This is a genomic window from Sphingobacterium sp. UBA3519 (assembly GCF_002377215.1).
Classification (GTDB): domain Bacteria; phylum Bacteroidota; class Bacteroidia; order Sphingobacteriales; family Sphingobacteriaceae; genus Sphingobacterium; species Sphingobacterium multivorum.
Map to the genome: position 1 here is coordinate 57559 of NZ_DFPI01000033.1, position 14026 is coordinate 71584.

The following is a 14026-nucleotide window of genomic DNA, read 5'->3' on the forward strand; positions in this document are numbered from 1 at the left end:
GGATCCAAAGCTGGATCCCCGTTTTTATTATAATTGAGTTGACGATGGTTGGCAGCAGGTCCATATCATCCATTTATTTAACAGTTAAGTTTTCTTGCTTGAGGACCTGCTGAAAAGCGGGTCTTGTTGCATCATCATCGCCTGCTTCGGCTTTTAGTTTAGTCAGCTTTTTCTTCAACCGGGCAATTTCTTTGACATATTTTTTGTCCAGAATTGCATTGTGTGTTTCCATGGGGTCCTGTTGTAGATCGTAGAATTCCCAGGCTGGTGCTGTTGTTTTGGAATCACTACCTGTCATTTCTAAGGGCTGTCCGTAAAAATAAATCAGTTTGTAACGTTCATCACGGACTCCAAGGTGGGCAGGGCGTATTGGTGCATGTTGCCAGTAACGGTAATATAGGGCAGACCGCCATGCTTTGGATGTATTTCCTTTGAGGTTATTCCGGAAGCTTTCACCTTGGATGTAAGCGGGTTTCTTGATGCCGGCATAGTCTGCAAATAGCGCAGCGAAATCGATATTTAGAATCATGTCGTCTAATCGACTACCTGCTTTGATTTCTTTGGGGTAGCTGATTACAAAAGGCATGCGCAGTGATTCTTCGTACATGAGACGTTTATCCATGAAATTGTGTTCTCCCAAGAAGTAACCTTGATCGGAAGCCAGGATCACAACGGTATTTTCGTCCAAATTTGCGGTCTTAAGGTAATGCATAATTTTTCCCAGATTATCATCGATCCCAGCGACGCAACGGAGATAATCTTTGATGAACTTTTGGTAGATCTTTTTGCGGGCTTCCAAAGGGGCCATTCCTTTTGTTGAAAACGGAAGCTCAGGATAAGATGTCCAAAAGGGGCCTACCGAAGCTTGCTCATAGCGGCGGCCAAGCTCTTCCAAGGGTTGACCTTCAAAAGAGCGTCCAGTCGTGATTGCTCCTGAGTCCAAAAATTTAGGAGGATAAGGAAACTCCACATCTTTGTAGTAATCTTTGAATCGCTCCGCAAAATCAAAGGGTTCATGTGTCGCTTTGTAATGACACATTAAGAAGAAGGGCTTGTCTGGGTTGCGTGATTTTAACCAGTCCAGACTCATCGTTGTGGTGATATCATCTACATAGCCTTCGTAAGGTTTGCCAGCCTCTTCCTTATCATTCCAATTGTCTTTAGAGAGGTAAGTCGGGTTATGATAAACACCGTGTCCAGGTAGAACTTTAAAATCGTCAAATCCACTTGGCCTCTTTTTTAGGTGCCATTTTCCAAAAACAGCAGTTTGGTAGCCTGCATGGTGCAGATCCTTAGCGATGTTTTCCTTATCGGGATCCAAAGCATCTTCAAGTGTGTAAACTTGGTTTTTATTACTGTACTGTCCTGTCAGTATGGTTGCACGGCTAGGGGTGCAAATGGAATTTGTACAGAAGGTATTATTGAGCACCGCCCCTTGACTGGCTAATTTTTCAATATTCGGATTTTTGACAAAATCTTTTAAAATACCACCGTATACGCCCCATGCCTGGGCCGTGAAATCGTCCGTCAGGATAAAGACGATATTGGGGCGTTGTGTTGCGTTGTTCTTTTTCTGTGCTTGTGAAAAAATGGGCAAGAGGCCGCAGAGGAGCAATACTAATTTTTTATTCATATGAATTCAGCGATATATGAGTCGACGAATTGAGTATACCGGATTACGATAATTGCTATAATCGTTCGTCTTGGTCTAGTTCTGTCTATTTGATTGTAGACAAATCTACTCTTTATAGACTACTATATCGCGAATAAACTGTAATATGTTAGTCATCGACACCTTTTCCATCGAGAATATGCTGGTAGTATTTTTCGATTCTTGCCTCGCGAGTTTTCACTTGTTTTGCCTGGTTAAAGTAGAATAGATACCCTTTTTGCCGACCAGGCGTAAGTGATTGAAAGGCTTTTTGGAGCAAAGGGTCTTCCAGTAAGGCGCGCTTAAATTCTTCTGGCACAGGGTAATCAGTAGCTTTTCGCATGTCCACTTTCTTACCTGATTTTTCAATTTCGATGGCTTCCTGAATATATTCCGATATCACCTCTCGTAATGATTCAATCTGTTCAACAGTGGTGAATCTAAGCTGTCTGGCCGATTGAACATTTTCGGTTTGCTGGATCAATATATTTTTGGGATCTTTTAATAATGCACCTTTGTGGAATAGCAGTGCACAGTATTCTTTAAACCCGTGTATCAATACGACATTTTTACCTTCAAATGTATAACAAGGGTGCATCCATTTATAATCCTCTTGCAGTGTTTTATTGCCACGGACAATTTCTCTCAACAGATTGAATTCTTCATTCCATCTTGTCGCATTTTCAAAAAAATGTTCAATTTTTGGATTCATCATGTAGTGCTTTAGGTAAGTTTGGAAAGAATTTCTTGTAATCTGTTGTGCGCCATATTGATTCCTTGCGCAAAAGGCATCTGTAGCAGCTGGTTTCTAAACGCGACCGACTGAAATATAATATGGATGTGAAGCCTGCTACGTTCTGCACTTATTTTTTCAAATGTTAAATATTCCAATTGTACGGGAAATGTACTGTTTTCCATTTCAAACGTCCGTGTGATACGTTGATTGGGCAGGAATTCGTGTATCGTTCCATTTGCTTTGAACATGACCTGGCCATTATGGAAAGTTTCAAACGCATAGGAGCCATGCGTTTTATTTTCCAATTTCAGGACTTTGGTTCCCATCCACTGTTCAAAAATTTCGGGATCCTCGTATGCTTTGAAGAGCAGTTCAACAGGTAAATCGAATTCCCTTGTAATGACAATCTCCTGTTTATTATCCTCAGCCTGTACGTTGGTTTTTACCTCCATATTATTTGTTCTTGTAGTTTTGCATAATAGCTTCCAATCTATTGAATCTGTCATCCCACATTTGACAAAAAGGTTCGATGAAATCTGCAATTTCTTTCATCTTCGTTGGGTTGAGTTGATAGTATATCTCACGTCCATTTTGTTGAGATTTTAATAACTCACATGTTGTCAATATTTGTAAATGTTTTGAGACTGTCGGTCTTGCGGTATTGAAGTTGGCTGCAATTGCACCTGCAGTCATGGCTTGTGAGGTGAGAAGGAGTAATATCGCTCTTCTCGTTGGATCTGCTATAGCTTGGAAAACATCTCGTCTTAAATTCATATTGATTCATTTGACTATAAATATACGTGTAGTTATTTAGCTACGCAAATGTTTTTACATTCCTGCGGAGAAAATATCGGTGCAGTGCAAGGGGGGACGAATAAAAATTCTTTCCTGGCGGATTTAAAATGAAAACAATCGAGAATTAAACCTACTGATCAATGTTTGGCGAATAATGCTAAATTAGGGTAATTAATTATAACAAGATGAAAACACAGTTATCGTACTTAAAAAAATTGAGCGTATTGGGGACGAAAACTTTAGTCAAATATTATTTGCTGGCTATTGTTTCGACTTTACTTTATTTGGTGGTTGGTAGTTTACAATTTAATGCTAGTCATGAAGCTTTCTTTTCGACAGTCAGTCCTGTACAAGCCGTGGCTAAATTCCTTTGGTTGATTGGATTGATCCTGCTACCTGTATTACTTTTTATTTTCAGCAACAAATATGTGTTTTCGAAGATTGCAAGTCTTGTCGTGGAGGAAAGGCAGGATGATCTCATTCTTCCGGCATTTGACAAAGTACTCTTAATTTTTCAATCAAATCAGCCCGATGTAATACAAAATGTCGCTGATTATTCGTTTGCGAAACTTAAACTGATTAATGACGTAAAAAATACCAAAATTGAGAGCCCTTGGGTGCGACGCATTGTCATTTTTGGTCTGAACAAAGTGAAGTTTGATTCCTTGGATTTGGACAATAACACTAGCTTCTATACTATAATAAGGTCAAAGTTTATTGGTGTACTCGAAATATTGACCACAGCAAGTAGTAAGCCATTTTGGACATGTATTCTTGTCCAATGGCTTATGCTACTTTTTGTTTGGCTGACCAACTAAATGCGTTGATCACTGCAAGCAAGCAAGCAAGCAAGCATCCGGCTGCTGCAGGTATTTGTCTATTGGTTAAATTTTCTTTAGGTTTTTGCGGTGAATTGTCAGTCTATCACGGTGATATAGATTTTATTTTGTATTTTAACTGTAAGAATAAAACTCTAGAGTTGTAAATGAATGTTATGATGAAAAAGATTTTTTTTACAGTTGTTGGGCTTTTGGTTGCATCGTTTGTTTTCGCCCAAATGCCACAGGTAAAGGTTGAAGAGGGGGTGCTAGAAGGGATTATCTTGTCAAGCGGGGTCGAGTCCTTCCGAGGGATCCCCTTTGCAAAACCCCCAGTAGGCGATCTAAGATGGAAAGAACCGCAAGCTGCTGAACACTGGTCTGGTATCCGTAAAGCAGATCATTTTGGTTATTCTCCGATGCAGAAACCGATCTATGGGGATATGCGATTTCGGTCGCCGGGTATCAGTGAAGACTGTCTATACCTGAATGTATGGCGTCCAAAGAGTCTTCATTCAGGCAAACTTCCTGTTTTAGTTTATTTTTACGGCGGGGGGTTCAATGCTGGTGATGGATCTGAAAATCGTTATGATGGTGAAAGTTTTGCTAAAGAAGGTCTTATTGTCGTTACTGTCAACTATCGTCTTGGTATCTTTGGTTTCTTCGCACATCCAGCATTAACGGAGGAATCACCGAAACATGCTTCAGGAAATTATGGATTGCTGGATCAGCATGCAGCTTTGGTTTGGGTCAAAAAAAATATAGCTGCATTCGGCGGTGATCCCGATGCGGTCACCATCGGTGGCGAGTCGGCAGGAAGTATGTCTGTTTCCGCTCAAATGACTAGTCCGCTATCCAAGGGGTTGTTTACGCGTGCTATCGGTCAGAGCGGAAGTGTCTTTAACTTACGGTTTGGTACAGCCTCTATTACTGAGCAGGAACAACAGGGTGTTGCATTTGCATCGCGGGTAAATGCAACAGGTCTTGATCAACTGCGTGAAATTCCTGCGGCCGAACTTCTAGATAAAGCCAGCGAGCCAGGAGCCTTCACTACCCGTTTGATTGTTGATTGCTATTTTTTGCCGCGATCTCCATTGGCTATTTTTGAAGCCGGGGAGCAATCTAAGGTTCCCTTGCTTGCCGGTTGGACTTCCACGGAAGCTCCCTATATGGCTTACATGGGTAAATCTTACCCATCTCCGGAGAATTATGAGAAGTTGGTAAGAGCACAGTTTGGTGTTAAAGCTGAAGAAGTGCTCAAGGAGTATCCAGGGAAGACTGAGGCAGAAGTCATTGAATCGGCAACTGCATTAGCTAGCGATAATTTTATTGTGTATAGTACTTGGAAATGGCTTGACCTGCAACGAAAGAATAGCGGTAACCCAGTCTTCGTTTATATATTCGGTAAACCGCGGCCACCCATGCAACCGGCATATCGTGATGCACAAACCGGGCTTGCCGGAGGAATTAGCAAGAAATCTACACAAGAAGACAAGGAAAAAAGCCCACAGCCCCTACCGGGAGCTTTCCATGCCAGTGATATCGAATATTTATTGGGAAATCTGCAGAGTAATGATGTTTTTGCCTGGACAGAAGATGATTACAAGGTTTCGAAACTTGGTCAGCAGTACTTTGTTAATTTTATCAAGACGGGTGATCCAAATGGAAAAGGACTTCCAGCCTGGCCGAAAACAACAGCAAAAGATCAGCGAATGAATATCTTGAATTTGAATACCGAGGTGAAAGCTTCTGCTGAAGAATTTCGGAACAGGTATCTTTTTCTGGATAAAATGTTTGTCGACCGGGAAAATTAATTAAGATATACACTTTCTTTATTTTACCGCCAAATACAAACTATTTATTGCCAAGGGCTGTTATCAGAGAGACTTTTTATAAAAGTGGATAAACGATATTGTGCTGTTTAGAAATATCCTATACCATGGACAGATTTATTAAGAATCGCTTGTTGGACAGCGGTGGCAACCAATGTAGGAGACTGAAGCATGATTTATAACGTTGATTTTTTGTACATGAAACTCATATAGAGCAAACTTGGATATATGGCAATAAATCCTGATGTGATTATTATAGGTGGCGGCTTGGCTGGGCTTACAAGTGCATTGCATCTGTCTGAACAAGGATTCAACGTGACGTTAATCGAAAAACATGATTTTCCTCGTCATAAGGTTTGCGGCGAATATGTTTCGAACGAAGTCTTACCCTATCTGCATTGGCTACAAGTGGATGTTGAATCGCTACGTCCAACACATATTCGGGAGCTTGAGTTCACGACAGAAGGTGGGCAGATGAATAGGGTCAGGTTACCCTTGGGTGGAATTGGCATCAGTCGTTACGCGTTGGATGATCTATTATATCAGCGAGTAAAAGGGACGGGTTGTACAATTGTTATTGCGACCGTCACAGGCGTATCCTTTAGCAATGATACATTTGCTGTTTCGTTTCAAGATCAGGTATTAAGATCAAAAATTGTACTGGGCGCATATGGAAAACGCAGCAATGTGGATCAGCTCTTATCCCGCGATTTTATAACAAAAACCTCTCCATGGATGGCTGTTAAAGCACACTATTCGGGCGATTTTCCGAATGACCTTATTGCCTTGCATCATTTTGAAGGCGGTTATTGTGGTATTTCTAAGGTCGAAGATGACCAGATAAATTTATGTTATCTGGCCGATGTAAAAACGTTCAAGAGGTATAAAAATATAGGTGATTATCAAAAGTATGTGTTGTCTAAAAATAGGCATCTTCAGTGTTTTTTTGAAAAGAGTAGACTACTTTTTGACAAGCCGCTTGCAATAAGTCAATTTTCATTTGATCAGAAATCAGCGGTAGAAAACCATATGCTTATGATTGGTGATACGGCCGGTCTTATTCATCCATTCTGTGGAAATGGGATGGCGATGGCGATACATAGTGCAAAAATGGCTTCCGAGCTTATTGTGGACTATTACCATGGTCATATCGATTCGCGCCAGCAATTGGAACAGTCCTATATGAATCAATGGAATCGAACCTTTAAAAGACGGCTCTTATTCGGACGACATCTGTCGGGTGTACTGCGTTATAAAATAGGTACCGCGGTTCTAATGAAGGCTACGATATTTTTTCCAAAAATCTTAAGTTGGATGATAAAACAAACTCATGGAAATGCAAGCTCAATAAAATGGGGATAGACACAAGATATAGAACATCGCAGAATGAGATCATGGACGATTTTCGGCTGGAGGGCGACGAACTTCGCGTCACGCTGGATCGAATTGCAAAGATTAATCGTTTTCTAGGCGGAAATAGCATTACGTTGAATGGTGTGAAAACATTGCTTTCAACCGGCTACAAGAATGAAACAATAACCATTGTGGATATCGGTTGTGGTAATGGGGACATGCTTCGCATGTTAAGCGATTATGGCAATAGACATCATATTAAGCTTTCATTGCTCGGGATTGATGCTAATCCGTATACAATAAATTGTGCAAGGGATCTGTCGAAAGATTATACCAATATATCCTATTTGTGTGCAGATATCTTTGAAGCGAATTTTGAAGATGTCAAGTATGACATTATTCTGTGTACGCTTACTTTACATCATTTCGACGATGAAGCGATTTTTCGTTTGCTAGATAGCCTGGTCAACGTATCAAAATTGGGGGTCGTCATCAACGATTTACAAAGGAGTAAAATGGCTTACCGGCTTTTTCAAACTATTGCTGTTGTTTTTAGGTTAAATAGAATGACAAAAGTGGATGGGCTTGTTTCCATACTGCGCGGGTTTAAAAAGATTGAGCTTGTACAATTCGCAAAGAGATTACGGTTAGAACATTACACCATCCAATGGAAATGGGCCTTTCGTTACCAGTGGATAATTTTCAATATATGAATGTTAAAATAATAAATGTTGCCAAGCAACTCCCTAAATACTCTTGTACTACCGTTGATATTCTTCCGCTATTGGATATTTGGCTTCATGGACAGGAACCTCGTTTTATTAAGAAAATCAAGAAACTTTTCGAAGGTGCCGCCGTGGACAGGCGCTATGCGATTATGGATCCGATCGAAGTCTTCACGGCGACATCTTTTGAAGAAAAAAACAATGTGTATTGCCGGGAGGCGATAGCCCTAGGGGAGCAAGCACTTCGTCAGGCCCTTGAACAAACGGGCTGGGATCCACAGTCTCTGGATTATATCATTACAGTCAGTTGCACTGGAATTATGATCCCCTCTCTGGACGCGTATCTTATTAATAGGATGAAACTCCGACAGGATATTGTGCGGTTACCAGTTACCGAAATGGGTTGCGTTGCCGGTGTTTCAGGTATTATTTATGCTAAAAATTTTCTTCAGGCAAACCCAGGTAAACGTGCTGCGGTTATTGCCGTCGAAGCGCCAACAGCGACTTTTCAGCTGGAAGATTTCTCGATGTCGAATATGGTCAGTGCCGCCATTTTCGGCGATGGTGCAGCTTGCTGTCTGCTTTCATCCTGTGAGGAAGATTGCGGACCTGTAATTCTTGATCAGGAGATGTATCATTTTTATGATGCGGAGGACATTATGGGGTTTAAATTGACCAACACTGGTATGCAGATGATACTGGATGTGGATGTGCCCAATGTGATTGCGTCCCATTTTGATGCAGTTATACATCCATTCCTGAAAAAGAACCAGCTGGAAATTAAAGATATTAATTACATGATTTTTCATCCGGGCGGGAAAAAGATCGTAGCCACAATCGAGGAGATTTTTGCTGAATTTGATAAAGATATTGAAGATACTAAGGCTATACTAGCGGACTATGGTAATATGTCGAGCGCCACGGTACTCTACGTCCTTGAACGTATTATGAAACGTAAGCCTCAAGCCGGTGAATTGGGGCTGATGCTGAGTTTCGGTCCGGGATTTTCAGCACAGCGGGTTTTATTACAGTGGTAACTTACTCATTTTGAACAATGGAATTGAATGCTATACTAGCGAAATTGCCCTACAGGGCCCCATTTTTATTTGTCGATGAGTTGATTCAAGTCGATGACGAAGGTGTTGCAGGTACCTATACTTTTGATGAAGATCTGGACTTTTATCGCGGCCATTTTTATGAAAGAGCGATTACCCCGGGAGTTATTCTGATCGAAACGATGGCTCAAATAGGTCTGGCCTGTTTGGGAATCTTTCTGCTCAATAAAGACTTAATGCAAGGCTCGTCTATTGCGTTGACTTCTACTGAAATACAGTTTTTAAAACCAGTATATCCAAAGGAGAAAGTCACCGTGTTTTCAAAAAAAATATATTTTAGGTTTGGCAAACTAAAGTGTGCCGTTACGATGAAGAATGAAGCCGGACAGGAAGTTTGTAAAGGGATATTGGCAGGCATGATGACGGAGGATTTATGAAGAGAGTTGTGATTACTGGACTAGGAGTCGTTGCGCCCAATGGAGTGGGGGTGCCTGCCTTTACTCAGGCCATCAAAGATGGCGTTTCGGGTATTAGACATGATGAACAGCTGGAAAAACTACAGTTTTCCTGCCAGATTGCTGGAATGCCGCAAATATCAGATGATCTTAAAAGGCAATATTTCACTGAACTTGAGCTTAGAGGTTTTAATAGTACAGGCATCTTGTACGGAGTCATTGCTGGAATGGAGGCCTGGACAAATGCAGGTCTTCCTATTGCCGTAAATTCGGCCCCCGATTGGGATAGCGGAACAGTCTTTGGTTCAGGTACATCAGGTATTGATAAGTTTCGCGAGAGTATTTATAAAATTGATGAGCTACAAACCCGCAGACTAGGTAGTACAGTTGTGGCGCAAACAATGAACAGTGGTGTCAGTGCATATTTAGGTGGGAAACTAGGCCTCGGAAATCAGGTGACCACCAATTCCTCGGCCTGTGCTACTGGGACTGAAGCAATTCTAATGGCATATGACCGGATTCGGTCCGGAAGAGCAAAACGCATGCTGGCAGGCAGTACTGGAGATAGTGGGCCTTATATTTGGGGCGGTTTTGATGCACTACGTGTCTGTAGTTCGCAATATAATGACCGCCCTGCGGAAGGATCGCGCCCAATGAGTGCAACAGCCGCAGGGTTCGTCCCGGGTAGTGGGGCTGGAGCCCTATTACTGGAAGATTTGGAAAGTGCCTTAGCACGCAATGCCGTTATATATGGCGAGTTATTGGGCGGCCAAGTAAACTCTGGAGGACAACGGGGAACAGGCAGTATGACAGCTCCAAACGCTGATGCTGTACGCCGTTGCATTCAAGAGGCCCTAAACAATTCGGGAGTCTCCAAATGGGATGTCGATGCTATAAACGGTCATCTAACGGCAACAGCCAAAGATGCTTTTGAAATAGAAAACTGGACCGAGGCACTTGGGCGTAAAGGGAAAGATTTTCCATGGATAAATTCGCTAAAAGGAATGACTGGGCATTGTCTCAGCGCGGCAGGTAGCATAGAATGCGTGGCCACAGTTTTGCAGTTATTTCATGGATTTTTATTCGGAAACAGTAATTGTACTGATTTACATCCCGAGATCGCAGCACTGATAGATCCATCAAGAGTATCAATACATCAAATTGATGTCAAACCCCAAATTATAGCCAAGGCAAGTTTCGGGTTTGGAGATGTAAATGCCTGTTTAATATTTAAAAAATTTGATAACTAAATTTATGAAGAGAGAAGAATTGATCGGTGCTTTAAAACCAATTATAGCACCCTACACAACAAACGAAGAAGCTTTCGGAAAGCTTACTGAAGAGACTGATTTTATGCGTGATCTACAAATTAATTCAGCCAATTTGGTCGATATTGTACTGGATATCGAAGATCAATTTGGGATCGTTATTGAAAATTCTGACATGGAGCGTATGCTTAATATGGGAGCCGCAGTCGAAATAATCGAAAGCAAGTTACAAGAAAAATGATTGGTAATGACATTATCGATCTGGTTCAGTCCAGAAAAGAGAGTAATTGGAGGCGTAGGGGCTTTGTTTCAAAACTATTTGATGAGCAGGAACAACTGTTGATTGTGAACAGTCCAGACCCCGAAATTGTTGTTTGGCTCTTATGGAGCATGAAAGAGGCTGCTTATAAAATATGGAATAGACAGACAGGAATCAGAAAGTACATCCCTTTGAAATTGCGGTGTTCAGTTCATGAACGATCTTCTTGCAAGGCGAGGGGAGAAGTCATCTGCGAAGGAAAAAGGTATTATACGAAGACCATCGTTTCCCCTGATTTTATACATACCATAGCAGCTGGCGAATTAGTTCATTTGGACGATATTGTTGAAATCAAAAGAGATGGAATTATTAAAGATTCTCTCGGAGTCCCAAGCCTCGTTCTGAGGGATGGGAAGAGGCGCTTGCCTGTTTCCGTAAGTAACCATGGCCGTTTTGAGCGAATAGTTTCGATTCATAGCCTATTGACTTAATTAGACGAGCGACCATCTTATTGTACTTGGATGGATTCCTCCCGAAGCATCTGTTTGAATTTGGGATCTCGGATATAACGACTAAAGTCATGGCTTGACATTCCTGTGAAATCAGTCATCGAAAAGATGGTATAATTTTTCTTAAGTGCGTTAAAACTTTCCTCTTTATATCCCAGATCTGTTGGATTAAGTTTATTCGATAAGAATCCAAAAAACTTCTTCAACATCTTATCCGTACCATTTATGGTGATATGTATTTTCTTAACCTGGGAGCTCAGTTCCACAAATTTTTTGGTGTTAGTTGTTGTATCGGTATACTGAAATTCGGAAAGCCCTATAGCTGGCGCCAACATAATACAGGTAATCCTGTTTTTGTTTTCCAATAAAGGTTTTGCCCGCTCGATATCGACCTTATGAATGTCTTTGGCCTGAGCGGAAAAAGAACTATTGTATTCCGGATTCGAAATAGCACTCATCACCACAGATGCTCCACGACTGTGAGAGATAATGAAGACATCTTTATCGGCCATATTATTCAGTATACGTCTCAATCCAAATTCACCGGCCATCTGGCTAAAGGAGGCTGCGGAAAACCAGTTTTTTGCAGATCGAAACGGAGAGGTTGATCGTAAACCATCCCAATAAAAGCGAATAATTTCGTCGGTTTTGGGATTTGTAACGATATGATCGGCAATATATTTATATTGTTTTACAACGGATTCTTCATCGGCATTAAAGCCATGAACTAAAATGAACACACGTTTTTTTGGTGCAATGCGTTTTGACAGACGCAGCATGTTACCGCGTTCAAAAGCAAGTAACTGTTCGCGGTCGCCTCTGTCGGTGGCAATCTTCATCAGTGAATAAGGGTCTCTAGCAGCTTTATTCGAGGGGATGCCATAACTTTTCTTCCAATTATCGGGGTAGAAATTTCCATTCTGATCCACAAATGAATACCATAAATTGGGATCTACACCAGTATTGGGAGATGCCGAATCAGGAAGGTTATGAATAAGACCACACGAGGCGAACAAGGTGATAATGAGGATGAAGTAGAAAAAATATCTTTTGTTCATATGCTTTATTTCCTTCTATATCAGAATTTTATTTTCACTAGGATCCAATGGCTATCAAATTGGATGTATTTCTACAAAAATTCATTTCATGTAATATAGTCATTATTTTGGATAGCAAAAAGCAAGTCCGCATTTCGTCTGCTTATTATTTTTCCTAATTTATCTGGATGAAGCTAAGGATCTATTCTTTTAATCAAATAAAGCCTATTGCGTCGACTGGTGAAAAGCTGGTAATTTAAAGCCGCATTTGAGTAGTAACCATAGTTATGAAATTGTTCCGTATCCTCAAAAGTCAGCGCTCCAATATTCTTACCATTGATTTCAATCTGAGACCAATGCCACTCCTCATCAAGATATAAATGATCTTTAAATTTTAAGGTGTCGTTTTCGACAACAAGGTGTGAGAAAAGGCAACCTTGCCAACGATCGCCTTGCTCATATTTTCCGCTGTTCACATCCTGTCGATTGCGAATTCGTTTGATTTTCTGGTAATAAACCGATTGAATATTGGCGGGGGAATGATTCGTGACCCATTCATTCTTGTTCCAGTGTCCGAAAAGATCATTTACTGTACGCCCTCTAGACGCGGTTTGCAGATTTAAATTATCATCATCCGATATATTTTCACAGAATATATGCCATTTACCGTCCATGAAATACGTTTTTTTTGAGTAGCTTTTCGAATTGCTGTGTTCGAAATCATAGATTCGCTCAGAAAGAAAATACTGTGCTTTACGATCGATATCATCTAGTTGTTGGCGTTGTTGATCCGCAGTCCAGTTGAGATCGACATTGCGTATTTCAATGCTGTTTTTTGTGGTATCACCATCTAATGGCCAGCTACGAAAGTAATGTTTTCCTATGTTGATCAGATAGCCCTCGAAAAGAATCTCTGTATCCTTATCTTCATCCTGTGTGTAAGAATATTGATCGATCTGCTTGCCGTTTTTGTCCAATTTATAAAACATATGGATGGTTGGTTCTGCATCGTTAGCGTTTTTAGCCTTGCTCAAACTATGGATGATTAATTCGTTGTTCTTTGTCAAAAACTGATCAATAGGATTACTACTCGCCTTGAAAAGAATGATTTCATGTCGTCCAAATCTATTTTTGGTGTTATTGATATCGAGATATTGCCCGTATTTTTTCGGGAGTGTTGACGAGTGAAAGAAGTTTTGAATCCTAATATCGATATCAAAAATACCATTTGTATATATAATTGTACCGGCTATCAGCATACATCCCAGTAGATAATATTTCAAAGTACTGGTATCTTTTAACAGCAGATAGAAATAGCAAAATACCCAGCTCAGTATAAATGCAAGCGGCGAAAAAATAATATAATTCAGCTTCACATTGTTGCCTGCATCAAAAATAAAAAAACTGATGAGATAGGCTGCCATAAACACTAGGCATCCGAAAAAAGACTTTAATAAAGGACTCTTTTTAGCTTTCTCCGGATTTTGATCTGTCTGTTGCACGATGTTATAATTTAGGATAGTTTGTATACTA

15 protein-coding genes are annotated in these 14026 nt (G+C 40.7%); 9 read left to right on the forward strand and 6 right to left on the reverse strand.

Annotated elements, in window-relative coordinates:
- Positions 1–73: 73 nt before the first annotated feature.
- From B3297_RS20645 to B3297_RS20660, 4 genes are all read right to left on the reverse strand, one after another.
- Positions 74–1633, reverse strand: coding sequence for a sulfatase family protein (locus B3297_RS20645; protein ID WP_286779408.1), 1560 nt, complete (start codon positions 1631–1633; stop codon positions 74–76).
- 148 nt (positions 1634–1781) lie between these two features.
- On the reverse strand, positions 1782–2366 hold the full coding sequence (locus tag B3297_RS20650) for a YdeI/OmpD-associated family protein (protein ID WP_286779409.1): 585 nt from the start codon (positions 2364–2366) through the stop codon (positions 1782–1784).
- A gap of 8 nt (positions 2367–2374) precedes the next feature.
- On the reverse strand, positions 2375–2839 hold the full coding sequence (locus tag B3297_RS20655; RefSeq protein WP_286779410.1) for an SRPBCC family protein: 465 nt from the start codon (positions 2837–2839) through the stop codon (positions 2375–2377).
- A 1-nt stretch (position 2840) separates the two neighbouring features.
- Positions 2841–3161, reverse strand: coding sequence for an ArsR/SmtB family transcription factor (locus tag B3297_RS20660; RefSeq protein WP_286779411.1), 321 nt, complete (start codon positions 3159–3161; stop codon positions 2841–2843).
- Positions 3162–3367: 206 nt separating this feature from the next.
- Between B3297_RS20660 and B3297_RS20665 the strand changes: the two genes are divergently transcribed.
- The 9 genes from B3297_RS20665 to B3297_RS20705 all read left to right on the forward strand — a co-directional run bounded on the left by B3297_RS20665 (position 3368) and on the right by B3297_RS20705 (position 11438).
- Entirely contained in the window at positions 3368–4000 is a 633-nt protein-coding gene (locus tag B3297_RS20665; protein WP_286779412.1) for a hypothetical protein, read from the forward strand.
- Between the two features lie 176 nt (positions 4001–4176).
- A complete protein-coding gene (locus tag B3297_RS20670) occupies positions 4177–5814 on the forward strand; it encodes a carboxylesterase/lipase family protein (RefSeq protein WP_286779413.1) in 1638 nt (545 codons plus the stop codon).
- A gap of 246 nt (positions 5815–6060) precedes the next feature.
- The gene (locus B3297_RS20675) at positions 6061–7194 is read left to right on the forward strand and encodes an NAD(P)/FAD-dependent oxidoreductase (RefSeq protein WP_286779414.1); all 1134 of its coding nucleotides are present in this window, start codon (positions 6061–6063) and stop codon (positions 7192–7194) included.
- Positions 7185–7898, forward strand: coding sequence for a methyltransferase domain-containing protein (locus tag B3297_RS20680; RefSeq protein ID WP_286779415.1), 714 nt, complete (start codon positions 7185–7187; stop codon positions 7896–7898). The genes B3297_RS20675 and B3297_RS20680 overlap by 10 nt, the downstream gene beginning before the upstream one ends.
- Entirely contained in the window at positions 7895–8947 is a 1053-nt protein-coding gene (locus B3297_RS20685; RefSeq protein ID WP_112374519.1) for a type III polyketide synthase, read from the forward strand. Before B3297_RS20680 ends, B3297_RS20685 begins: the two co-directional genes overlap by 4 nt.
- Positions 8948–8964: 17 nt before the next feature.
- Positions 8965–9402: a 3-hydroxyacyl-ACP dehydratase FabZ family protein gene (locus B3297_RS20690; RefSeq protein ID WP_286779416.1), complete on the forward strand. Its 438-nt coding sequence runs from the start codon at positions 8965–8967 to the stop codon at positions 9400–9402.
- Entirely contained in the window at positions 9399–10670 is a 1272-nt protein-coding gene (locus tag B3297_RS20695) for a beta-ketoacyl-[acyl-carrier-protein] synthase family protein (RefSeq protein ID WP_112374520.1), read from the forward strand. The genes B3297_RS20690 and B3297_RS20695 overlap by 4 nt, the downstream gene beginning before the upstream one ends.
- Positions 10671–10674: 4 nt before the next feature.
- The gene (locus B3297_RS20700; protein ID WP_286779417.1) at positions 10675–10929 is read left to right on the forward strand and encodes an acyl carrier protein; all 255 of its coding nucleotides are present in this window, start codon (positions 10675–10677) and stop codon (positions 10927–10929) included.
- A complete protein-coding gene (locus B3297_RS20705; protein WP_286779418.1) occupies positions 10926–11438 on the forward strand; it encodes a 4'-phosphopantetheinyl transferase family protein in 513 nt (170 codons plus the stop codon). Before B3297_RS20700 ends, B3297_RS20705 begins: the two co-directional genes overlap by 4 nt.
- Before the next feature lie 17 nt (positions 11439–11455).
- On the opposite strand, the gene B3297_RS20710 is transcribed toward B3297_RS20705, so the two are convergent.
- Together B3297_RS20710 and B3297_RS20715 are read right to left on the reverse strand one after the other, a co-directional pair.
- Positions 11456–12514 carry an alpha/beta hydrolase gene (locus tag B3297_RS20710; RefSeq protein WP_070568666.1) on the reverse strand — a complete coding sequence of 353 codons (1059 nt, stop codon included), beginning with the start codon at positions 12512–12514 and terminating at the stop codon, positions 11456–11458.
- 173 nt (positions 12515–12687) lie between these two features.
- Complete coding sequence (locus tag B3297_RS20715) at positions 12688–13995, reverse strand: hypothetical protein (RefSeq protein ID WP_286779419.1); 1308 nt, start codon at positions 13993–13995, stop codon at positions 12688–12690.
- Positions 13996–14026 lie beyond the last annotated feature (31 nt).